The organism is Geotalea uraniireducens Rf4, from assembly GCF_000016745.1.
Taxonomy (GTDB): Bacteria; Desulfobacterota; Desulfuromonadia; order Geobacterales; family Geobacteraceae; genus Geotalea; species Geotalea uraniireducens.
The window spans coordinates 4204785-4227156 of record NC_009483.1 but is presented as its reverse complement, the minus strand read 5'-3'; the positions used below and the strand labels follow the sequence as shown (position 1 = coordinate 4227156).

Annotated in this window: 19 protein-coding genes; 13 read left to right on the top strand and 6 right to left on the bottom strand. The window is 55.3% G+C overall.

The features are described from left to right. Nucleotides 1–11 precede the first annotated feature (11 nt). The 9 genes from GURA_RS18365 to GURA_RS18325 all read left to right on the top strand — a co-directional run bounded on the left by GURA_RS18365 (nucleotide 12) and on the right by GURA_RS18325 (nucleotide 10924). Entirely contained in the window at nucleotides 12–326 is a 315-nt protein-coding gene (locus GURA_RS18365) for a type II toxin-antitoxin system RelE/ParE family toxin (RefSeq protein WP_011940412.1), read from the top strand. Further along, nucleotides 319–711 (top strand): helix-turn-helix domain-containing protein, encoded by a 393-nt coding sequence (locus GURA_RS18360; protein WP_011940411.1) that lies wholly within the window; start codon nucleotides 319–321, stop codon nucleotides 709–711. Before GURA_RS18365 ends, GURA_RS18360 begins: the two co-directional genes overlap by 8 nt. 111 nt (nucleotides 712–822) lie before the next feature. Next, on the top strand, nucleotides 823–1704 hold the full coding sequence (locus GURA_RS18355; RefSeq protein WP_011940410.1) for a restriction endonuclease: 882 nt from the start codon (nucleotides 823–825) through the stop codon (nucleotides 1702–1704). Nucleotides 1705–1778: 74 nt separating this feature from the next. Next, on the top strand, nucleotides 1779–3995 hold the full coding sequence (locus GURA_RS18350; RefSeq protein ID WP_011940409.1) for an N-6 DNA methylase: 2217 nt from the start codon (nucleotides 1779–1781) through the stop codon (nucleotides 3993–3995). Nucleotides 3996–4084: 89 nt separating this feature from the next. Beyond that, on the top strand, nucleotides 4085–5473 hold the full coding sequence (locus GURA_RS18345) for a restriction endonuclease subunit S domain-containing protein (RefSeq protein ID WP_157046249.1): 1389 nt from the start codon (nucleotides 4085–4087) through the stop codon (nucleotides 5471–5473). A gap of 71 nt (nucleotides 5474–5544) precedes the next feature. Further along, nucleotides 5545–6531 (top strand): RhuM family protein, encoded by a 987-nt coding sequence (rhuM, locus tag GURA_RS18340; RefSeq protein ID WP_011940407.1) that lies wholly within the window; start codon nucleotides 5545–5547, stop codon nucleotides 6529–6531. 15 nt (nucleotides 6532–6546) lie between these two features. Then, nucleotides 6547–7590, top strand: coding sequence for a PDDEXK nuclease domain-containing protein (locus tag GURA_RS18335; RefSeq protein ID WP_011940406.1), 1044 nt, complete (start codon nucleotides 6547–6549; stop codon nucleotides 7588–7590). Between the two features lie 176 nt (nucleotides 7591–7766). Continuing rightward, entirely contained in the window at nucleotides 7767–8375 is a 609-nt protein-coding gene (locus GURA_RS18330) for a LolA family protein (protein WP_011940405.1), read from the top strand. A 17-nt stretch (nucleotides 8376–8392) separates the two neighbouring features. After that, a complete protein-coding gene (locus GURA_RS18325; protein WP_011940404.1) occupies nucleotides 8393–10924 on the top strand; it encodes an MMPL family transporter in 2532 nt (843 codons plus the stop codon). A gap of 7 nt (nucleotides 10925–10931) precedes the next feature. Here the strand turns inward: GURA_RS18325 and GURA_RS18320 are convergent, their stop codons facing one another. Both GURA_RS18320 and GURA_RS18315 read right to left on the bottom strand, forming a co-directional pair. Continuing rightward, nucleotides 10932–11534, bottom strand: a complete 603-nt coding sequence (locus GURA_RS18320; protein WP_011940403.1) for an acyloxyacyl hydrolase — start codon at nucleotides 11532–11534, stop codon at nucleotides 10932–10934. Between the two features lie 199 nt (nucleotides 11535–11733). Then, the gene (locus GURA_RS18315) at nucleotides 11734–13152 is read right to left on the bottom strand and encodes a B12-binding domain-containing radical SAM protein (protein WP_011940402.1); all 1419 of its coding nucleotides are present in this window, start codon (nucleotides 13150–13152) and stop codon (nucleotides 11734–11736) included. A 366-nt stretch (nucleotides 13153–13518) separates the two neighbouring features. Here GURA_RS18315 and GURA_RS18310 point away from each other — a divergent pair, with 366 nt between their 5' ends. The 4 genes from GURA_RS18310 (at nucleotide 13519) to GURA_RS18295 (ending at nucleotide 18836) form a co-directional block, all read left to right on the top strand. Further along, nucleotides 13519–13770, top strand: a complete 252-nt coding sequence (locus GURA_RS18310; RefSeq protein WP_011940401.1) for a hypothetical protein — start codon at nucleotides 13519–13521, stop codon at nucleotides 13768–13770. Nucleotides 13771–13825: 55 nt separating this feature from the next. Continuing rightward, a complete protein-coding gene (locus GURA_RS18305; protein ID WP_041245548.1) occupies nucleotides 13826–17293 on the top strand; it encodes an alpha-amylase family glycosyl hydrolase in 3468 nt (1155 codons plus the stop codon). 253 nt (nucleotides 17294–17546) lie between these two features. Next, nucleotides 17547–18125 (top strand): J domain-containing protein, encoded by a 579-nt coding sequence (locus GURA_RS18300; protein WP_011940399.1) that lies wholly within the window; start codon nucleotides 17547–17549, stop codon nucleotides 18123–18125. A 15-nt stretch (nucleotides 18126–18140) separates the two neighbouring features. Beyond that, entirely contained in the window at nucleotides 18141–18836 is a 696-nt protein-coding gene (locus GURA_RS18295) for an outer membrane lipoprotein LolB (RefSeq protein WP_011940398.1), read from the top strand. Nucleotides 18837–18845: 9 nt separating this feature from the next. Here GURA_RS18295 and GURA_RS18290 read toward each other — a convergent pair whose 3' ends face one another. The 4 genes from GURA_RS18290 to GURA_RS18280 form a co-directional block, all read right to left on the bottom strand. Continuing rightward, on the bottom strand, nucleotides 18846–20186 hold the full coding sequence (locus tag GURA_RS18290; protein ID WP_011940397.1) for a radical SAM/SPASM domain-containing protein: 1341 nt from the start codon (nucleotides 20184–20186) through the stop codon (nucleotides 18846–18848). A gap of 42 nt (nucleotides 20187–20228) precedes the next feature. Then, nucleotides 20229–20387, bottom strand: a complete 159-nt coding sequence (locus GURA_RS24450) for a ribbon-helix-helix protein, CopG family (RefSeq protein ID WP_157046247.1) — start codon at nucleotides 20385–20387, stop codon at nucleotides 20229–20231. Between the two features lie 57 nt (nucleotides 20388–20444). Beyond that, nucleotides 20445–21287 (bottom strand): FAD/NAD(P)-binding protein, encoded by an 843-nt coding sequence (locus GURA_RS18285; protein ID WP_011937090.1) that lies wholly within the window; start codon nucleotides 21285–21287, stop codon nucleotides 20445–20447. Nucleotides 21288–21367: 80 nt separating this feature from the next. Next, entirely contained in the window at nucleotides 21368–22372 is a 1005-nt protein-coding gene (locus GURA_RS18280; RefSeq protein WP_011937091.1) for a 4Fe-4S dicluster domain-containing protein, read from the bottom strand.

Here is a 22372-nt window from a genome sequence, read left to right as displayed (position 1 = left end):
ATATTTAAATCATGCTCACATTCATCGAATTGCATCCATTTGCCACTGTTCGTGACAAGTATCTGAACGATGACGAATTCGCGGCACTTCAGCTTTATCTGACTGAACACCCTGATAAGGGCGACGTTATCCCTCACTCCGGCGGCTGCCGGAAACTGCGATGGGCAATCGAGGGACGTGGCAAGCGGGGAGGCGTGCGGGTGATTTATTTCCTACGTCTCAATCCCGGACAGATAGTGCTGGTGACAATGTATGCGAAAAACGTACAAGAAAACATAGACCCCAAATTGCTGAGACGCCTCAAGGAGGTATTTGAAAATGGTTAAATTGTCTGAAAAAGAACTGGCTGCATGGGAAAAAAAGCGGGATCTTAACGCTGAGCTTTTGCAGTCCTTACGCGAAATGAAACGCGGCGATTGGGCTAGGAAAACCGAATTTATTACACAACCGGACGGGTCAGTTCGTCGCATTATTACCAGACGCGACGGAACAATAGAGAAAGACGAAATCATCCCGGCTGAAAAAGCTCTGGTCGCTACAGCAAGAGCGGCAACGGGATTGTCTCAAGCTGCATTTGCCAAGCTTCTTGGAGTTTCGGTGCGTACGCTTCAGGAATGGGAGCAGGGGCGAAAAATGCCATCCGGAGCGGCAGCTACCTTACTGAAAGTAGCTTCACGACATCCCGAGGTGCTGCAAGAGCTGGCAGCGTAACGAGTGCTGCGAGAGCCGAACCATCGCTTCACGTCAGGTGACTGGCGAAACCGTTGGATGAACAAGAAACGGAGATATTGAGATGCCTATTCCTGATTATGAATCTACATTATGCTCCCATTGATGCAAATCGCAGCCAAAGCGAATGGCAACGAACTGCAACTGTCCGCAGCGATTGACCAGTTGGCTGATGATTTCAAGCTAACAGAAGAGGAAAGAAAAGAATTGTTGCCAAGCGGGGGGACATTCAAATTTTCGTCCAGAGCTTCATGGGCGAGAACATATTTACAAAAAGCCGGCCTACTGGAAGCTACTCGACGCGGCTTTTTCAAAATTACTCAAAGAGGTGTTGACGTTCTCAAGAAAAAGCCAAGTCGAATTGACAATAAACTTTTGTCACAATTTGCGGAATTTCTGGAATTTCAAGGCAAGAAGAAGAGTAAAAAAGAAAATGACTCAACGCCACATGACACGCCAATTGAATCAATTGCATCGCATTATGAGCAAATTCGACATGCATTAGCTTCTGAGATTCTTGATAAAGTAAAAAAATGTTCACCGCAGTTTTTTGAAAGGCTCGTAATTCTTTTACTAGTCAAAATGGGTTATGGCGGATCATTGAAAGATGCTGGTCAAGCGGTTGGCAAAACTGGCGATGGTGGAATAGATGGTGTTATCAGAGAAGATAAACTTGGCCTAGACAACATCTATATTCAAGCAAAACGATGGACTGATAAACCCGTTGGTAGCCCAGACATCGACCAATTTGCAGGCGCCCTTTCTAAAAAAAAAGCTTCAAAAGGTATATTCATTACCACTTCTAATTTCACCAAAGACGCTCTTGCCTCAGTAAAAGAGTATTCTTCTCGTATCATTCTTATCGATGGCTCCCAACTCGCAGAATATATGATCGATCATGGTGTCGGTGTCTCTGTAGAGTCAATTTACGAAATTAAAAAGGTTGATTCGGATTTTTTTGAATATGATTTGTAGCATCCAACCATGGGCGGCACTTAAAACTGTAATCAACAACAAGAACTTAACCGAACATAGCATAGGAAAACTTCATGACGATCACACTGGCCGAACTACTCAAAGACAGCGCCTACAAGCTCACGCAATTTAAACCAGCTCAAATTCAAGCATTAGAGGCTAGCATCACGATGAAGGAGACGGAGAAGAATCCCGCCCCTTACGTCTCTTGCCTGGTGCGCGGCAAACCGATCAAGCTCACGCCCGAGGAAGCTGTGCGCCAGTTGTATGTGATGGTGCTCAAAGATGATCTGGACTATCCAATCAATCGCCTTTCTCTTGAATACGACGTAACTCGTGGTCGCGAAAAAAAGCGGGTTGATATCTGTGTTTTTGATAAGGACAAAACAACTACCCCTTACATCTTGGTGGAGTTAAAGAAGCCCAAACTCAAAGATGGCAAAGAACAGCTCAAAAGTTATTGCAATTTCAGTGGCGCACCTATGGGGGTCTGGAGTAATGGTGACAGCATTTCGTTCTATCACCGTAAAGACCCGAACTACTTTGAGCCTATCCCTGCCATCCCCTCGGCCCATGAAAAGCTTTCCGACATCCTGACAGCGCGCTGGACGCTTGACGACCTTGTAAAACACGACGTCCTGGTCAATCAAAAGAAATCGCTCAAAGACCTGATTCTGGAGATGGAGGATGAAGTTCTCGCCAACGCCGGCGTGGATGTCTTTGAGGAGCTGTTCAAACTAATCTTTACCAAGCTGTATGACGAAATGGAAAGTGGGCGCGACAAAAAGCGCCATCTCATTTTTAGAAACTATGGCGACACCGAAACCGAACTCAAAGCCAAAATCCAGGAGTTGTTCGACAAAGCTCGCGGCAAGTGGGAAGGGGTATTTCCCGATGGCGCAAAAATCGATCTCACCCCCAGCCACCTGGCTGTGTGCGTATCGTCACTGGAAGGGGTGAAGCTGTTTAACTCCAATCTGGACGTGGTGGATGAGGCTTTCGAGTATCTCATCAATAAAAGCAGCAAGGGGGAGAAAGGGCAGTATTTCACTCCGCGCTACGTAATTGATATGTGCGTCAAGATGCTCAATCCGCAGGAGCACGAATCGATAATCGACACCGCCGCTGGTAGTTGCGGCTTTCCGGTGCACACCATTTTTCATGTCTGGCATCAGATCCGGCGTGATCTTGGCTTACCCATAAGCGATCACTTCACTACAGAGCAACGCACACCGCGCGAGACAGACTACGTGCAGGATAAAGTATTTGCCATCGACTTTGACGAAAAGGCCGTGCGCGTAGGCCGGACCCTGAACCTGATCGCCGGTGACGGCCAAACCAACGTGCTGCACCTCAACACCTTGGATTACGAACGTTGGGACGAAAAAACCAAAGACCAAAATTGGACTGACATTTACAGCGAAGGCTGGAAAAAGCTGCGCAAACAGAGAGCGGCCAAAGAGCAAGACAGGGACTTCTCCTTTGACATCCTCATGGCCAATCCACCGTTTGCGGGTGACATCAAGGAAACCCGTATTCTGGCCAAATATGAATTGGCACGAACCGTGAGCCTGGACAAGATTAGCAAGGTCGATGAGAACGACAAGAACATCGAGGATGCGACCCAGCGCGTGCCGACTTTCCCGGAGTGCTTGCGCGCCAGCTTTGATACCATCTACAAAATGGCCGACGGCTCGTTCCGCAAGGTAAAAATCAAAGACCAAAACAATGTCGGTCGCGACATCCTGTTTATCGAGCGCAATCTGAGCTTCATCAAGCCCGGCGGGCGGATGGCGATTGTGTTGCCGCAGGGCCGCTTTAACAACTCCAGCGACAAATACATCCGCGAATACCTGGCCGACCATTGCCGCATCCTGGCCGTGGTGGGGTTGCACGGCAACGTGTTCAAGCCGCACACCGGCACCAAAACCAGCGTGATATTCGTGCAAAAGTGGGACGACAAGCTCTGCCCCAGGGTGGACGATTACCACATCTTTTTTGCCACCATGAAGGAGCCGAGCAAGGACAATAGCGGCGATAAGATATTTGTGAAACGCAAGGACTTGCCGGCAGTGGCCAGCGCAGAAAAGACGCCTGCCAAGAACATCGCCGCCGAAGTGATTAATCGCTACGAAGCCACGCCGCAAGACCTCAACGAATTTGTGCTGGATGCCCATGAACACCTGATCGTCAAGCACGACCTGTTCAATCACGACGGCTTGACCCAAGACGGCATTGCCGAGGCTTTTATCGAATTTGCCAAAAAGGAGCGCCTAAGTTTTTTTCTTTAGGCCCTTTCGATGAAGCCCGTTATCGGGCGTTGTTGGAAGGGCTTGAGATTAGCGAGATATTATTTTCATCGCTTCACAAGCCTGTTCGCATGGAAGCTGAGTATTACCAGAAAAAATATCTTTCTTTGGAAAATTTATTAAAGAGTAAAAGTCCTGTGCTTCTTTCTACTCTTACGAATAAGATTTCTGACGGAACACACTTCACGCCGAGTTATACAGAAAATGGCGTCCCATTTCTTTCCGCGCTGAATGTATTGGAAAATTCGCTAAGCCTTGAAGCTGGGCACCGATTCATCAGTTCTGAAGAACACGATAATCTTTATCGAAGATGTGATCCCCAGCCTGGGGATGTATTGCTTCGTAAAGTTGGTGTTGGCCCGCGATGGGCTGCTGTAGTTCCAGAAGGTTTGCCAGTCTTCAGTATTTTTGTGAGCGTCGCATTACTTCGACCAAGAACCGAATTAATTGCGCCGGAAGTTTTGGCAACATTTATCAATAGTGAAAGTGGTCAAACACAATTGCTGCGCGTGCAAAAAGGTGCAAGTCAACCCGATCTTCACTTGGAAGATATAAGAGACGTTTTCATCCCACTATTCGGGCAGGAATTTCAGAATAGAATTGTTGAATTGCATCAGAACTCGGTCGAAGTTTCATCCAAAGGAATAGCTTCCTATAAAAATGCCGAAACCCTGTTGCTCAACGCACTAAACCTCGCCACCTACACCCCCACCACCAAAAACACCAACATCAAATCGTTCAAGGAGTCTTTCGTCGCATCTGGTCGTATGGATGCGGAGTATTACCAGCCGATGTTTGACGAAATAGAAGAACTCATCAAGAGCAATGGTGAGTATTTCAAGCGGGTTGAGGAGATTCAAACCTATAATTCACGCGGGATGGCTGCAATTTATGACGAGACCGGAACCGTCGATATGATTACCCAGAAACATATCCTTGAAGCTGGACTGAATTACGACAACTTCGACAAAACCAATATAAAGCACTTCTCAACAGAGGAAACATCTTTTGTTGCAGAGAACGATATTCTCATCTATGGGACAGGTGCAAATATCGGGAGAGCTCAGCCTTATCTTTCTGAGAAAAAGGCGGTCGCATGCCAAGATATTATCATTCTTCGGGTTATTGAAGACCCCGTGTATGTCGCGTTTGTAATTAACTCATTTATTGGTCGTCTTCAAACCGAGAAAATGAGAACCGGTTCGGCACAGCCGCACCTATACCCGAAAGATGTTGCCCAAGTCCTTATCCCTTTTGTAGCCAAAGACACCCAGTTGAAAATCCGAGAGAAGATTATTTCCTCTCTTGCGCTCAAAAAGCAATCCACCGCTTTACTCGAAACCGCCAAGCGTGCCGTGGAAATTGCCATTGAGCAGGACGAGCAGGCAGCTATTTCCTTTTTGGAAACAGCTGCCGCCGACGGCAAAAATCACTTGCGTGATGCATTTGCAGAAGGGTAGTAGTCCAACGAAAAAGCAATTTGCAAAAAATGCATATTGCAATTTTCACTAGATTTTATTGAGGCATGAGTATGACCATTACTGACAATGCTGTCGTCCTGTACCAGACCCCGGATGGGGCAACCTCGCTTGCGGTGCATCTCGAAAAAGAGACCGTCTGGCTGACCCAAAAGCAACTGGCCGAGCTTTTCAATAAGGATGTTAGAACAATCAACGAACACATCAGGAATATTTTCCGCGAGGGTGAGTTGGATGAATCTTCAGTTATCCGGAAATTCCGGATAACTGCCGCTGATGGAAAAACCTATGATACCGCCCACTACAATTTGGATGTCATCATTTCCGTCGGCTATCGGGTCAAGTCGCAGCAAGGCACCCGCTTCCGCCAGTGGGCTACGCATGTCCTGCGCGACCACATCGTCAAAGGCTACACCGTTAACGAACAGCGCTTCCGTGAGCAGGCCGAAAAGCTGACCGATATGCGCCGGACCGTGGAACTGCTGGCCCGCACCCTGGCCAACCAGGAACTGGTCAATGAAACCGGCAAGGACGTGCTGCGGGTCATCACCGATTACGCTTATGCCCTGACCCTCCTGGATCGCTACGACCACGGCACTCTGTCCATCGAGGAGACTACCCGGCAGGCGCTGCACGTCATCGACTATGACGAAGCCATAGGTATTGTTATCTCCATGAAGGGAGATTTCGACGGTCTGTTCGGTATCGAGAAGGACCAGGGTTTCAAGAGCGCCTTGGGGGCCATCTACCAAACCTTCGGCGGCGAGGAGTTGTACCCCAGCGTAGAGGAAAAGGGGGCCAACCTCCTCTACTTCGTCGTCAAAAACCACGCCTTCAGTGACGGCAACAAACGGATCGCCGCTGCCCTGTTTATCTATTTCCTCGGCATGAACGGCATCCTCTACCGCCCCGACGGCAGCAAGCGGCTGGCCGACAACGCTCTGGTGGCGCTGACCCTGCTCATTGCCGAAAGTCGGCCGGAAGAGAAGGAGACCATCGCTAAGGTGATTGTCAATCTGATCAATCGGAAGAATGATTGAGTTTTGGAGAAAAACATGACCACCCTTGACACCACCGCTTACAACCATTTTCTACACGACCTGAAGGCGCGCATACGCACCGCCAGGACGCGGGCGGCGCTGGCGGTTACCCACGAACTGGTACTGCTCTACTGGCAGATCGGCCGTGACATCCTCGAACGGCAGGAGCGAGAAGGATGGGGCGCCAAGGTTACAGAGCGACTGGCAAGGGATTTACGTGCCGAGTTTCCGGATATGAAGGGGTTTTCTCCCAGGAACCTCCTGTTTATGCGAGCTTTTGCCGAGGCGTACACGGATGAGGAAAAAGTGAAACAGCTTGTTTCACAATTGCCCTGGGGTCATATTGTCCGCCTCATTCAGAAGGTCAAATTACCGGAAGAGCGGGAATGGTACATCCACAAGGCATTCGAACATGGCTGGTCGCGCGACATTCTGGTAATGCAGATTGAGTCTCGCCTCTTTCATCGACAAGGAAAAGCTGTCAGCAACTTTGCCGCTACTCTAACTCCGTCTCAATCCGATCTGGCGCATCAGACTTTGAAAGACCCATATCTGTTCGACTTTCTGGGACTTGGCAATGAGGCCCAGGAACGTGAAGTTGAGCGCGAACTGGTGAAGCACATTACCAGTTTTTTACTGGAGCTTGGGACCGGTTTCTCCTTTGTTGGGCGGCAGGTACACCTGGAAGTGGAGGGAGAAGATTTTTTCATAGACCTGCTGTTCTATCACCTGAAACTCCGCTGCTATGTGGTGATCGAACTGAAGGCGACCTCCTTTAAACCGGAATATGCCGGGAAACTCAATTTTTATCTCTCGGCTGTGGATGCCACCATGCGGCATGAAAGCGATAATCCGTCAATTGGTCTGATTCTCTGCAAAGATCGAAAGGGATTAATTGCAGAGTATGCACTGAAAGACATTTTAAAGCCGGTGGGTGTATCCGAATATCAATTGGTGGCCGCTATTCCGGAAAACCTGAAAGGGAGCCTGCCAACCATTGAGGAGTTAGAGGCGGAGTTTTCGGATAGTAGCGAAGAAGACAACACCGTCAAGGAATAGTTGATCAATTCGTTGATGGTGCCGGAATGGTCTCAACAAAAGGAAAGACAAACTCAGCGTTGTCCGTATATGGTCTCCCCCCCTTTTGCAAGGGCTTTTTCACTGGATGACAGGGACAGGATTGCTTTATTGCCGGTTGTAGAAATGTTTTCTTATCTGACTTTTACGGGAAGCCCATGAAAAAGGTGTTGCTGGTAGTACTGATAATTTTTACCTGTCTCGCTCCTTCTGCCCACGCTGCCCAGGATAAGGCGCTGGAGGCGCTGGAGACGCTGCGGCACGGGTTTGCCGGCATGTCCGACTTTACCGCAGAAATTGTCCAGGAAAAGCAGCTGGCCCTGATGAAACGGAAGATGGTCTCCAAGGGGGTGGTCCGCTTCAAAAAGCCGGGCATGTTCTTTATGGAGCTCTTTCCTCCCTATGCGAGCCGCCTGCTCCTGCGGGACAATGTGCTGACGATCCGGCTGCCGGAGCAGGGGGTGACCGACCGGATCGTGCTGCCGCCGGAGGAGAGCCTGGAAAAATGGTTCTCTTACCTGGCCAAGCCGCTTACCGCCCTGCCCGAGGGGGCTGATGTGCGGGCGGAGCGCCAGGGCGGCAACTGGACCATGCAGGTCTTTCCCAAGAGCAAGGGGGGGATAAAGGAGCTGCAGATCAGCTTTGACGGCGAAGGGAAGATCAAGCGGCTCGTCATCGAGGAGCGCAACCGTGACCGTACCGTCATCAGGTTTGCCAACATGCGCCGCAACGCGGGGCTGAAGGATAAGGATTTCCTGCTGGAGTAGACCCGGCGAACACTATCATGTCACATGCCATCTTCCATAACATAACCCGCGCCTTCCAGCTGCTCGTCAACCGGCATCTCCAGTGGATTTACCGTATCACCTCCGCTTACCCCCGGCGGGTGGTCGGCGTCGCGCTCTTTCTGCTGATTCCGGCCATCGCTGTCATCGCCACCACCCGTTTCGAAGCGGACATCTTCAAGCTGTTTCCGGCGCAGCAAGGGCCGCTCAGGCTGTTCCTCGATTCGCTGGAATGGACCGGCAGCGCCAAAGAGGTCTATTTCCTGCTGGAGGGGGAGCCGGCGCTTTTGCCAGGCGAGGCGGAAAACCTGGCTACCAGGCTCAGGGCGCTGCAGGTTGATGGCAGAAACGCATTCCGCAAGGTGAATTACCGGGTCTACGACACGTCTGAGGCCGCCTCCTTCGCCGAATTCATCGGCTATGCGGTAGGCAACCCGCAACTCTTCCTCGATCCGGCGGCTGCCGGCGACTATGCAGCGCGCTTTGAGAGGCCGGCTCTCGACCGGGCGCTGGCACGGGCCAGGACCGAACTGGCCAGCCAGGCGGGGATGGGAATGCGTGATATAATTGCCGCCGATCCGCTCTACCTGCGGGAGTTTATCCTGCCGCGCCTGAAAAAGGGGAGCCAGGCCCTGGCCCTTGATCCCTCTTCACCCTACTTCCTCTCCCGCGACGGCCGGGTGCTGATCATGATCGCCGAACCGGCCCAGCCGGTGCAGAACATGGCCTTTGCCAGAAAACTCGTCGCCGGCATCAATGAGATCCGCCGCGGGGCGCGGGTGAAGGTTTCCTGCGCCGGCGCCCATCTGAGCGCGGTGATCGACGAACAGGTGATGAAGCAGAACATCATCGCCTGCGTGGTCTCTTCCCTGTTCGTCGTGCTGGGGTTGTTCTACCTTACCTATCGCCGGGTCCTCCCCACTCTCCTGATCCCGCTGATCCTCTTTTACGGGGTCGTGCTGGCCCTTGGCAGCGCCGGGCTGTTTCTCTCCTCCATCAGCATCATATCCTTCGCCTTTACCGCGTTGATCATCGGCCTGGGCACCGATTACTCCATCCATCTCTATGACCGTTTTTATACGGAGCGGAGCGCCGGCCGGGAAACCGGCGAGGCCCTGCGGCTGGCGATGGTCGAGACCGGCCATGGCGTCTTTACCGCCGCGACCACCACCGCCTTGCCGTTCCTGGCGCTCACTGTTTCGGATGTGCGCGCCCTGTTCGAACTGGGGTTGCTGGTAGGTCTCGGGGTGATCTTTTCTCTCTATGCCACCTTCTTTTTCCTGCCGCCGCTCCTGCTGTTCGCCGAACAGCGCTTCCCCGCCGCATCCTATCGCCCTCTGCCGCGATTCGGCCTCGGCTGGGTCTGGGAAACCTGCGTGCAGCGCTCGCGCAGGCTGGTGGCGGCATCGGTGCTGCTGATCTGCCTGCTCTTGATCGCGGCATGCTTCATCGGCTTTGAAGGGGAGTTGAAAAATCTCCAGCCGCGCCATTCTGAGGCGTTCCTGACCCAGGAGAAGATCGAGAAGCACCTGAGCCTGAGCCCGAAACAGATGCTGGTGGCGCTGACAGGGCGTTCGCCGGTGGAGGTGATGGAGCAGGGTGGGCGGGTGGAAAAACTGCTGGCGGGTTACCAGCGGCGCGGTGAGATCGTCTCCTGGTCGTCGCTCGGCCAGGTGCTCAATGACCGGACAACGCAGGGGGAGGTCTTGACCTCCCTGAATCGAGCCCTGGCGGCGCAGCAGCCGGCTCAGGCGGTGCAGGGCGCCCTGCGGGAAAACGGCTTTGCTCCGGAGGCCTTTGAGCCTTTCCTTGCCGGCCTTGCCGGTCTGCTGCTGGCCCAACCGGTGGACATGGCGGCAGGAATCGAGCGCCTTGGCCGTTCGCCGTTACGCGGGGTGTCGGATCGGCACCTGGTCAGGGACAGCGGCGGCTACCACCTGCTCGTCTTCATCAATTACCGCGGCGCGGAATTCCCCCAGCAATCCTTTCTCCGGGAACTGGCGGCCATTGACTTGGCTGCGCGGGCGACCAGCGCAGATCTGGTCAGCGGCCAGCTGAGCAGTGCTGTAAAGAAGAGTTTCTTCTGGGGGTTCGTGCTGGGTGGGGCGATGGTGCTCTTTCTGCTTCTCTCCCATTTCTCAACCTTGCGGGACATCTGGTATGCGCTCTTTCCCGTGGTGGGAGGGGTAATCGCCATGCTCGGGCTGATGGTTCTGACCGGCATGCGGCTCAATTTCATGAACGCCATGGTGCTGGTCACCATCCTCGGCATGGGGAGCGATTATGGCATGCATATCGTTCACCGGGTGACCGCGGCCGGTGCTGACGAGCGCCGGGACCAGTTCGTCCAGTCGGGACGGGCCATACTCCTGTCGGCATTGACGACCATTGCCGGTTTCGGCTCGCTGGCGTTCACCGACTACGGCGCCATGTCCTCCATCGGCTGGGCGACCAATTACGGCGTTGCCGCCACCGCCTTATTCGCCCTGGTCACGCTACCGGCGGTGATCTGTCTTAAACTACGCGCTTGATATGTCGTTAACGGAAGATGGTGATGCCCAGCAGGATCTTGCTGGAGTTGAGCGGCTCATTGGGCGAGGCGGTGCCTGCGTTGGAGATATGGTGGTAGCGGTATTCAAAGCTGAGCGCCGTGTCTTTGGCAATGAAATACTGGATGCCGGTTCCCCCTTGGTAGGAGAAGTCGAGGCGGCTCCCCATGGTAGGCAGGCCGAGATCCACGAAGAGCACGCCGCCGCCTGCCAGGACATACGGCACAAAGTCCTCCGGTGACGTGAACTTCCAACTCCCCAACAGGTATCCCCCCGTCATGGTCCGCACCTTCGGGTCGACCGCCAGATGCAACGGCAATTCCATCAGCAGTTCATGCCTCCCCCGATACCATCCGCTGCCGGCCTCATCCGAGAGGAACCAGCCGAATCTGGCGATGTTGTCGAAGGTCTGCACCTGGGTGCGGGTCGCGCCGAAGCCGCGATGGGTGATGCCGTAGCCGGAGAGGAAGGTATATTCGGCCGTGGCGGTCTTAAAGGCGGCTGCATCCGCGCAAAAGCCGACATGGCTGCCGAGCAGGATTACCAAACCGGCAATCGCAGAAAGCAGATATTTTTGTCCAGGTCCGTGCATATGCGCCCCTTCGTGAGTCCAGTCAACTATTACCCCCCAAACGGCAGTTAGCCACGAATGACACGAATAAACACGAATGTTTTTAACCCCTTATTAAGTCTTGAGTTGTCACCGATCTGGTGAGTGTCTTCCGCATCACAAGAGCTTGTATATTCGTGCGAATTCGTGAAAATTCGTGGCTAAAATGCTTTTTATAGGATTACCATTTCTGCTGCATCTCGAACCTGAGGATTTCCGGCAGGTTGCGCAGGAACATGGCTATGCTGTGGGGCGATTTCCAGATCATCCTGGTGTAGCCCCAGTGAATCCGGCTGCGGCGGTAGAAGCGGCGGATGAATTCGTTGTAGAGGTCCTCCAGCTGCGCCTTCGTCATTCCGTGGGGGATGAAGACGAAGTTCATGCAGTTCATTGCCGGCCATTCTTCATTGAATTCCCCCTGCTCACGGATGTTCCGGTAGATGGGCGCTCCGGGGAACGGGGTGAACTTGGTCACGTTGATTTCGTCCAGCGGCAGTGTCAGGGCATAGTCGATGGTGCGCCGGATCGCTGTTTCATCCTCTCCCGGCAGCCCGACCATGAACAGTCCCTTGACCCTCATTCCGGCATCCCCGACCATCCGGAGCTTTTGCTGCACAGCGTCCAGCGCCATGTACTTGCGGTGTTTTTTCAGGATCTCCGGGTCGCCGGATTCGACGCCGAAGTTTACCTGCCAGCAGCCGGACTTCTTGAGCAGACCCACCAGTTCGCAATCCACATGTTCAAGCCGGGCGATGCAGTTGTAGGTTACCGGCAGCCGGCTGTCCACCAGCAGGCGGCACAGTTCTTCGACGCGGTTGCGGTCGAAGGTGAACAGGTCGTCGTAGAAAAAGACGTGGCGGATGCCGAAATCCCGGTGCAGATACTTCAGGTGCTCGAAGATGTATGCGGGGGAGTTGAAGCGGAAGCCTCGGCTGAACACGGATCTGTCGCAGTAGCTGCAGTTGTAGGGGCAGCCCCGGCTGGAAATGATGCTGGTGTTTGGGGCGTGGGGGTAGCTGAACAGCGGAAGGTTGTAGCGGCCGGGGAAATCGGCCAGCCGGCGATAGGCGGGGAAGGGGAGGGTGTCGAGGTCGGCGATATGTTCGCGATTGCCGCTGAACGCCCCTTTGCCGTCCAGGCGGAAACCGATTCCCGGGATCGCCTCCACGCCGCTGAAGCCGCTGGCCAGCAGTTCAAAAAAGGTTACCTCTCCTTCTCCGATAACCAGGTAATCGATGGCCGGAAAATCGTCCAGGAGGGATACCCCGACCGAGCAGGCATGGGCGCCGCCGAACACCACCCTGATCTGCGGCGCCAGCTCCTTGAGGCGGAGCGCTATCTGGTATCCTTCCAGGAATGAAGAGGTGGTGCAGGAAAAGCCGACCACGTCGGGCGCTTTTGCGATGATCCCGGCAACCAGCTCTGCCGTGGAGACGGGATGGGCGTAACAGTCGATCAGCTCCACCTCCATCCCCCTTGCCTCCAGGTAGGCGGCAATGCTCATCATGCCCAGCGGCGGCATCAGGTTGAAGATGGAACTGATATCCTTCATGGTCCCCAACCAGTTCTTGCCGTGGGGATGGACAAACAGGGCTTTCAATGGTGCTCCTTCGGGGTGAGTATTGTGGCAGGGACGTAATGGCGCCTATGCTAAATTGTTTGATGGAATAAAGCAAACACAAACGGTGCGGCTGTCTGGTCGTCTGGGCGGACCGTCGAAGTGATGGTTCCCCCGCGTGTATTTGTGCTCAGACCCCGTTTCGTGCCGGCAAGAGCGCTTGACGCTTTTTATCTGCGGTGATATAGCTTTTTAAGTTGTCTGTCACCGGCTATCTGCCTCGTACATGGGCAACCGTGCCGGCCGGACGCCTGAAAAAGAGTGGCAACCCTGCACTGATACGGTATAATGCTCCGGTGGCTAAACATGTAAAACACTAAGGCAGGGCTGGCCTGCGCGGGAGACGTTATGATTAAAAAACTAGCCATTACTGCAATCTGTCTGCTAATGTTCATTACTGCGGTTAATGCCGAAGAAGGATTCAAACAGGGTGGAAAGAACGTCGGCAAAGGCTTCAAGCAGATGGGGAAGGCCACCGGCAAGGTCGCGAAAAAATCCGGCAAAGCGGTGGGGAAGGCGTTCAAGGATTCGGGCAAGGCAACCGGCAAGGCCTTCAAGCGTATGGGTAAGGATGTCGGCAAGGCCTTCAAGGGTGAATAACCGGAACAGGGCTGATGTTTTCCTGAGCCGCTGGCGGTTTCTGACTGAGGTGTAAATGAGAGTGCGAAAAGACAGGGCGGAATATTTTCCCTTCGGTATCCAGATACGAAAAAAAATGTGGAAGACGCTGGAGATGGCGCCTGTGTCCAGAGAGGTTCGGGCGCGTCGGCTGCCGGAAATCATGTTCTTTCGCGGCCTGGGAGACAGGCTGACCAGATCCGGAGATCGGCCGGTGCAGGCTGGGCAATTGAAGCTGTATGCCCTGCTCACCACTGTCTTTCGCCATGTCATAGACCTTTACACCGAGGAACAGCACCCCGGTGTTCTCGATCAGGCGTTGGCTTCCGCCGGATTTGCCTGTGATTCCGAAAGGCTTTATACTGTGCTGGAAAACTTTGTAGCGCTTTTTCCCGGTACTGCCCAATTGTTCGGTGATGCAGCCGAGCTGACGATCTGGCTGGCAGACGACGATCCGCAGCATGGCAGAAAGAAGCTGGGGGCCAAAGAGCTGCTGCTGCTTGCCCTGGCAGGAGAAAACCGGGCGGTGGAAGATTTCCGCAGATTGTTGGACGATAGCGAGCTTGCTGCCAGAAGCGATTACCGTCTCGCAGTGGAAGGGATGGAACGGGAACTGGCCCGAGCTTTGCCGGTTAAGCCCTTTGGCCTGTCCCTGCCGGACCTTTTACGTGCACCGCTTAAGTCATCGCCCGCCTCGCTTTACGATCAACTGGAATACATCAGGCAAAACTGGCATGCAATTCTGCCTCCGGAACTGCTCCTTGAGATTTCCTCTGCATTCACCGTCGTCCATGAAGAGTCGCGAATTTTTGCCCCGCGTGGGGAGCCGGGGGGGATTGCGGTGCCGAAGTTCGGCCGGGGTCCGGGTGACCATTATCCCGAGTACGAGCGCTTCTCTCCTGACGCCGACTGGATGGCCAACGTGGTGATGCTGGCCAAAATGGTCTACGTCTGGCTCGACCAGTTGTCCCGGAAGTACCGGCGTGCCATCCACCGTCTCGACCAGGTGCCGGACGAGGAGCTCGATACCCTCTCCCGCTGGGGATTTACCGGCCTCTGGCTGATCGGCCTTTGGGAGCGGTCGCCGGCTTCGCAACGGATCAAGCAGATTGCCGGCAACCCGGATGCCATCTCTTCCGCCTACTCGCTCTACGACTATGTCATCGCCCATGACCTGGGAGGGGCGGAGGCACTCGCAAGCCTCAAGGAGCGATGCCGTCAGCGGGGCATCCGCCTGGCGAGCGATATGGTGCCGAATCACACCGGCATCTACTCCAAATGGACCATCGAGCACCCCGACTGGTTCGTCCAGCTGGATTATCCGCCGTACCCTTCTTACTCCTTCAACGGCCCCGACCTCTCCTTTTCCCCCGAAGTCAGCCTCCACATCGAGGACGGTTACTGGGACAAGCGGGACGCGGCAGTGGTGTTCAAACACTACGACCACCGCGACGGCCGGACCCGTTACATCTACCACGGCAACGACGGCACCTCCACCCCCTGGAACGATACCGCCCAGCTCAACTACCTCATTCCACAGGTGCGGGAGACGGTAATCCAGACCATCCTCCACGTTGCCCGGCAGTTCCCGATCATCCGTTTCGATGCTGCCATGACCCTGGCCAAGAAGCATTACCAGCGCCTCTGGTACCCCCAGCCCGGGCTCGGCAGCGGAGTTCCGTCGCGCGCTGAGCACTGCATGAGCCGGGAGGAGTTCGACGCCGCCTTCCCTGAAGAGTTTTGGCGCGAGGTGGTCGACCGGGTAGCTGCCGAAGCGCCGGATACGCTCCTTCTCGCCGAGGCGTTCTGGCTCATGGAGGGGTATTTCGTCCGCACCCTCGGCATGCACCGGGTCTACAACAGCGCCTTCATGAACATGCTCAAGATGGAGGAGAATGCCAAGTATCGCCAGACGCTGAAGAACGTCCTCGAATACGACCACCGCATCCTGCCGCGCTTCGTCAACTTCATGAGCAATCCGGACGAAAAGACCGCTGTGGAGCAGTTCGGCAAGGAGGGGAAGTACTTCGGCGCCTGCGTGCTGCTCGTCACCATGCCGGGACTCCCCATGATCGGCCACGGCCAGATCGAGGGGTTCCACGAGAAATACGGCATGGAGTACCGGCGCTCATACTGGGACGAACCGGTGGACGAGCACATGGTGCGGATGCATGAAGAGAAGATATTCCCGCTGATGCGCAAGCGCTGGCTGTTCAGCGGTTCCGAGAACTTCGTTTTCTACGATTTCTTCGCCGGCGGCCACGTGAACGAGGATGTCTTTGCCTACTCCAACCGGAAAGATTCCGAACGGGGGATCATCCTCTACCACAACAAGTTCGCAGAAACAGCCGGCTGGATACGCACCTCCACGTCCATTGCCGTAAAAGACGGGGCGGGGGAAACTGCACTGGTGCAGAAGACCTTGGGTTCCGCGCTGGACTTTAATCCCGACGGCCGCTATTACTACGGTTTCCGCGATTATGCGACCGGCCTGGAGTATATCCGTTCAGGACGCGAACTTTATGAAAAAGGGCTCTTCGTCGAGCTTGAGGCCTTCGAATACCACGCTTTCCTCGATTTCCGCGAGATTATCGATGACGACTACGGTACCTGGGGACGGCTCTGCCATGATCTTGGCGGCAGGCCGGTCGCGAGCATCGACGAGGAGATCAAGCAGGTCAGGTTCAAGGGGGTGATCGACCTTGCGCGCCAGCTTCTCGCCGATCGACCGATTTTGCTTTCCGGGGAATTTGCCGTCACGGGAAAAGCGGAAAGTCCGGCATGGGAGCCGCATGCAGCGCGGTTTACGGCATTTCTTGAGGCACTGGCCGTTTACGTGGAAGGATGGGAGCAGGTTCGGGCGATCGTCTCTGCAATTGCCCGGGAGCTTGCTTTTCTTGGCGGCCTGGCAACGGAAGAAGGCGACGGAGAGGTTGCTGCCGCCCGGAGACTGGCATTGCAAGCCATGTCCGGCGCCGGCGCGCCGCAAATCGTTGCCGTTGCCTGGCTTTTCTTTCACCGGCTTGGAATGCTGAATGAGAAGACCGGCTGGGAGGTTCGTTCGGCCGAAATATTGCATGAGTTCGGTCTTGAACGTGCGGTGGAAGAAGTTCTTTGTGCCGCGGCCGGCCGGCCGGATGCCGAACCTGCGTCCCTGGCGCCGGCCGATTCCATTATCCTTTTGCGGCTTATGGTTCGCTGGCAGGGGTTCCTTGATCTCCCGGAAACGGGGCGGCTGCAAATGCTGTTCGACGATCCGCTTGTGCAGCAGTTCTGTCTGGTCCATGTAAGCGACGGCCGCCGGTGGTGCAACAAGGAGCGTTTGGAGTTCCTGCTTCGCAGCCTCTTTCTGGCAGCGGTGCTCAGAGCTTACGGGGAGGTTGCTGAGAGCCGGGAGGCGCCGGCTTTGTTGCCCCGTTTCTACCGGCAGACCACTCTGCTTCTGGAACAGGCTGCCGAGGCCGGCTATCGGCTGGACGTGTATCTAGGAGCCTGTCGGACTTAGGAATGAATCTACTGCGAGAACGGAAAATCGGTCCATATTTCCGGAAATTTTCGACAAATAGGTCCACTATTCGCTCTCAAATTTCCGAAAATCTGTCCTCGATTTGCCATTCTCTCGCTACGATTCCCTAAGTCCGACAGACTCCTAGACTTGGCGGCGGGTGTTCATCAACAGCCGCCCAGGTAAGAGGTTGCGAGTGATTGTGTAATGTTATGGAGTGGTCGAGCTTTCACTATAAGGAGGTCCCAGGCATATGGGCGATGTTGATCAAGACAAAGAGCTGACGGATGTGATACTCTGCTATAAGGCAATGGGGATCTCGATCGATGATTCTCCCGAGCAGATTGAGCGGGCGTATAAGTTATTGACGGAGGAATACAGAAAAAACCTGGCGTCACTGGATCCGGCGGTGCGTGAGCACGCCAGAAACAGCATGGTGCTTGTCAAAGAGATGTACGACAAAATCAAGGGGTCGATTACTTATAATGCCAAGGCTAAAGAATGCCTGAAGGCAGGCATGAGAGAAGCAGATGGGACGAAAACCAGCAGAGCCGCCACTGCTGTAAAGGTGGAAAAAAGCCGCCTCATGAATTGCCCGTCGTGCAGGAATGCGATCAGCATAGGATCAAAGACCTGCCCCATCTGTAAAGCTCGGATTTATACCAAAACGGAAAAGATCCTTAACCAGTATTTTACGAAAACAACGATCATCATTCTTTGTCTTTTCCTGTTGATAGGCGTTCTGGCAGGTTTAGGCATCATGTACCCGGCGCAGGTCAGGGCGTTGGCAGTCAATATCGCGGACAGCATCGGTATCGGTGGGGTGAAGTGAGAAGGAGAACCTTTCGTGTCCAGTAGCATTTCCCGATTTTTCATTTCGGTCACCATTCTCTTCTTTGCCGGTTGCGCCACCATACAGAAGCCGCTCAGCGGCATAGTGCCCGGCAGGGAGGCGGAAACCCTCCAGTCCTCCATTTCCATCTCCGTCAAGACCGCAGACCGGAGCACCGGCGGCCGTGGTTACCTGATCTTCAAGCAACCCGACCGGTTTCACCTGGCCGTCCTCTCGCCGTTCGGCCTTACCCTGCTCGAAGTATTCAGCGACAGCGAGCGGTTTACCTGCCTCATCCCTTCGAAACAGACTGCCTACAGCGGCCTTTTGTCCGAATTGCCCGACCGTGGCGGTTTGAAAAGCCTGGCGATGATGAAATGGGTGGTGGAGCGTCCGCCGCAGACCGGTCCGTCGTCGGATTCAATGGACATACCCATGGCCGACGGTCGCAGGGAGCGGATCTATTTCGACCGCAACGGGCTTATGCAGCGGAAGGTAACCGACGATGGCGACGAAGTTGTCTACAAAGATTACCAGAACGTAAACGGAGTGGCATTTCCTGCTTCGATCGAGCTCGGCAACCGTCGCGGCGATACGGTGCGGATAGTTTTTGACGAACCGGAAATCAACCAGACGGTGGAGGATGTTGCCCTGACACCCAACCTCCAGGGGGTCACGGTCCTTCCCCTTACCGACTTTAAAGGGTTTTAGCCTGTCGTATCACTGGAGACACTGAAAGATTCCCATGCACCAGAGGCAGGCGCCACAGGGGATATCTCTGATGTGGCAGTCCTGTTCGAATCGTTCGGTCTGGACGTAGTCGCAGGGGGCGAGGGTGCAACTGGAGCAATCAGGGTAATCATAGTCGACCACCTGTTCCCGGAATGACCGGAAGGCCGGATCGTTCCAAATTTCCAGCATGCCCTGCTCAGCCAGGTTGCCGAACACTTTGGGCTGCACCTGCTGGTGCCAGCCGCTGGCAAAGCAGCGGTAGCGGTGCCAAAGAAAATAGCAGGGGGAAACATTCCCTTCCCAGGAAATGAAGGCGCCTCCGTCTTCAACGAAGCTGCAATGGCGCTTTTCCCGCAGGGTGACCTCCGGCAGTCTGAGATCGAGGCCACACTCCAGGGCGACTGCCCGGGCCTGGGCAAATACCGCAACAACATCCTCAATCCGGCGGGTATCCAGTTGGAGAAGCTTTTTCATGTCAACGAAGATGTCGCGCGCATCCGCTTCAGCCTTCATGGCCTCGATAACGGCCACCAGCTTCTGTTCATCGGGATTTCTCCGGTACTTCCAGCGTGCTTCGAAATACCGGTAGATATCCAGCCCTTGTTGCGCTGCAATCGCCCTGTAGCTGCCGAACAGGGCGATTGCAGCGGCTGAGCATGAGCCATAGGCGGCCTCGTCCGCGTGCTGGTCGTCGTAGGGAAGAACATGGGTCACGACGGCGAAGGTGGCGCCATGCTCAGCGGCCCAGCGGAGCGCGGCTGGGAGTTCCCCGAGATTGCTCCGCATGAGTACGAATTCGATTCCTACCCGGACTTCCGGCCTGTTGCAGCGCTCCTTGGCTGCGTTGAGCGCTGCCATCGCGTGTTCGATGTCGGGAATGTCGCTACCTTCCCGGACCTTACGGAACGTTTCAGGTGATGCAGCGTCCATGGAGAGGCAGATACGGTCCAGGCCCGCTTCGACCAGGGAAATGGCCCGGAGGTTGGTGAGCAGCAGCCCGTTGGATTGGAAGCCGATCCAGCCCGTTGCGGGCATTAGCCTTTTGGCCTTGCGGATGAATTCCGCCAGATGCGGATTAAGCAGCGGTTCCCCGATGCCGTTGAGTATCAGCGCTTCGAGATGGGGAAGGGCGGGTTCCACTGCGGCGAAGATGCCAGGCGTCAGGTCCCCCTCGGTCATCCCGCAGCCATCGGTCTGTTTGACGCACATGAAACAGCCGAGGTTGCAGCGCGTGGTGGCTTCGACAAAGAGCTTGCTCGGATAGGCCCTTCGATGAGGAGGCAGGGCAGGGGGGGACAATGGTGACTGCATTCCTTGATTGCTGTTCATGGAAGCTCCCATTGTTGAGACGTGCAATAGTGAGGCATCGGCTCAGGCAGCCGGCATTATAATGCTTTTAACAGCCTCTCGCAACACGGAAGAAGCGTTCTTCTTGGTAACCTTCATGAGTTCCCGAATACATTCCATTTCGTTGTCGCTCACCCGGACACAGACAACATTGCTCACGATTTTCTTTTTCTGTTTTCCCATCGGTCACTCCCTTGTCATCCTGATGGAAACTATAAAGAACGACACATGCTTCATCACTTAGAACTCCTGCGGCATAGCCTTCACCTGCTTGGCGGTGAAGACCGGCCCGTCCTTGCAGACATAGGTATTCCCCACGTTGCATCTGCCGCATTTGCCCAGGCCGCATTTCATCCGGTTCTCCAGGGTGGTGTAGATGGCGTCATCGGTAAAGCCGAGCCGCTCCAGCACCGGCAGGGTGAACTTGATCATCACCGGCGGTCCGCAGACAAGGGCGATGGTGTTTTGCGCGCTTGGCGTCGCCTCTTCCAGGATGGTGGGGACAAAGCCGACCTTGCCGTCCCAGTCGGGACCGTTCCCCCCCGGATCCACCGTCTTCACCAGGTTCACGTCCCCCCGCTCCTGCCACTCCTCAAGCTCCCGCTTGTAGACCAGATCCGCCTCCGTCCTGGCACCGTAGACGATGGTGATATCCTTGAACCTGTCCCTCAGGTCGAGGCAGTTCCAGATCACCGTTCGCAGCGGGGGGAGGGCGATGCCGCCGGCGACGAAGACGAGGCTTTTCCCCTCGAACTCCTCGATGGGGAACGAGTTGCCGTAAGGGCCGCGCACCCCCATCGTGTCTCCCACCTCCAGTTGCCGCAGCGACTCCGTGACCCGTCCCGTGGCCCTGAAACAGCACTCGATGTAACCCTTGCGGGTCGGCGAGGAAGCGATGCAGAAGGTGGATTCGCCGGCGCCGAAGGCCGAGTACTCGGCAAACTGGCCGGCGCGGAAGGAGAAGTTCTCCCGCACCTGCTCATCCTGGAAGACCAGGCGCAGCGTACGCACGTCCGGGGTTTCGTCGACGATTTCTTCGATGGTGGCGAGGTGGGGGAGGTAGATGTTTTTGTTATCGCACATTTTGGAACCCGTTCGATGTTCGATGTTCGATGTTCAAGGTTTTCTTACGTCGAACCTCGAACGTCGAACGTCGAACCGCTTTATTTGCTGTTGATTTCGTCCAATACCGCCTTGATATCGATCCCGACCGGACAGGCACGAATGCACCTGCCGCAGCCGGTGCAGAGCGTCTGGCCGAACTTGTCGCCGTAATACTTGAACTTGTGCATGATCCTGTTTCTGTAACGCTTGTTCTGCATATCCCGCGGGTTGTGCCCCGAGGCGTGGTTGGTGAACTTGGCAAAGCCGCAGGCGTCCCAGCTCTTCCGCCTGGCCCCCTTGGCCTCGGTCCCCTCGTCCACTATGTCGAAGCAGTGGCAGGCCGGGCAGAGGAAGGCGCAGGCGCCGCAACCGGCGCACCGATCGGCGATCTCCGTCCAGAGCGGGTTCTCGAAGTTGTTGTCGAGCCAGCTCTTTATCTTTTCCAGGTCGAGCGATTCTCCCGCCGGTTCGGCCGGCGGCAGCGGCTTTGCCGAACCGGCGTCGCTGAAGAACTGCGCCCGTTTCTCCAGAAGCTCCTTCCCCTTGTCGGTGACGGCTTGGGCTGCGTAACCGCCACCCTCAAGCGGGGTGAGGAACAGGTCCGAGCCCCTGGTATCCGCCGGGGAAAGACCGACAGCGGTGCAGAAACAGGCGTCATCGGCAGTCGTGCAGGCAAGCCCGATAATGGTCGTTTTTCTGCGCCTCTCCAGGTAAAACTCGTCGTTGTAATCCCAGGAGAAGACCGCATCGAGGATCGACGGAGCTGCCGCATCGCACGGCCGGGCGCAGAGCAGCACGGTTTCCGGGAAGGAGGCCGGGTCCACGTCGTTTACCCTCACACCGCCCTTGTCCTTTTCAAAGGTGAGGATGGTCTCGCAGAGGGGGAAGAACGTTTCCTTGGCGGACCTGCGCGGAAGGGCGCCGAGCGCCAGCTCGTCGCCACTTTTAAGCGGCTCATAGAGGGCCATGGTGCCCGCCTGCTTCGGGGCGACTACTCTTGCCCCTTCTTTCAGCAGGGTATCGACGAGGAGACGGAGGTTCTGTTCGGTTATTGTTTTCGGCAT

Coding starts and splice junctions, on each gene's coding strand:
- GURA_RS18330 (WP_011940405.1), top strand. CDS start 7,767: ATGAAAAAGGTGTTGCTGGTAGTACTGATAATTTTTACCTGTCTCGCT.
- GURA_RS24450 (WP_157046247.1), bottom strand. CDS start 20,387: ATGGGAAAACAGAAAAAGAAAATCGTGAGCAATGTTGTCTGTGTCCGG.
- GURA_RS18355 (WP_011940410.1), top strand. CDS start 823: ATGCTCCCATTGATGCAAATCGCAGCCAAAGCGAATGGCAACGAACTG.
- GURA_RS18320 (WP_011940403.1), bottom strand. CDS start 11,534: ATGCACGGACCTGGACAAAAATATCTGCTTTCTGCGATTGCCGGTTTG.
- GURA_RS18305 (WP_041245548.1), top strand. CDS start 13,826: ATGAGAGTGCGAAAAGACAGGGCGGAATATTTTCCCTTCGGTATCCAG.
- rhuM (WP_011940407.1), top strand. CDS start 5,545: ATGACCATTACTGACAATGCTGTCGTCCTGTACCAGACCCCGGATGGG.
- GURA_RS18345 (WP_157046249.1), top strand. CDS start 4,085: ATGGAAGCTGAGTATTACCAGAAAAAATATCTTTCTTTGGAAAATTTA.
- GURA_RS18325 (WP_011940404.1), top strand. CDS start 8,393: ATGTCACATGCCATCTTCCATAACATAACCCGCGCCTTCCAGCTGCTC.
- GURA_RS18365 (WP_011940412.1), top strand. CDS start 12: ATGCTCACATTCATCGAATTGCATCCATTTGCCACTGTTCGTGACAAG.
- GURA_RS18310 (WP_011940401.1), top strand. CDS start 13,519: ATGATTAAAAAACTAGCCATTACTGCAATCTGTCTGCTAATGTTCATT.
- GURA_RS18335 (WP_011940406.1), top strand. CDS start 6,547: ATGACCACCCTTGACACCACCGCTTACAACCATTTTCTACACGACCTG.
- GURA_RS18290 (WP_011940397.1), bottom strand. CDS start 20,186: ATGAACAGCAATCAAGGAATGCAGTCACCATTGTCCCCCCCTGCCCTG.
- GURA_RS18350 (WP_011940409.1), top strand. CDS start 1,779: ATGACGATCACACTGGCCGAACTACTCAAAGACAGCGCCTACAAGCTC.
- GURA_RS18300 (WP_011940399.1), top strand. CDS start 17,547: ATGGGCGATGTTGATCAAGACAAAGAGCTGACGGATGTGATACTCTGC.
- GURA_RS18280 (WP_011937091.1), bottom strand. CDS start 22,372: ATGCCGAAAACAATAACCGAACAGAACCTCCGTCTCCTCGTCGATACC.
- GURA_RS18360 (WP_011940411.1), top strand. CDS start 319: ATGGTTAAATTGTCTGAAAAAGAACTGGCTGCATGGGAAAAAAAGCGG.
- GURA_RS18285 (WP_011937090.1), bottom strand. CDS start 21,287: ATGTGCGATAACAAAAACATCTACCTCCCCCACCTCGCCACCATCGAA.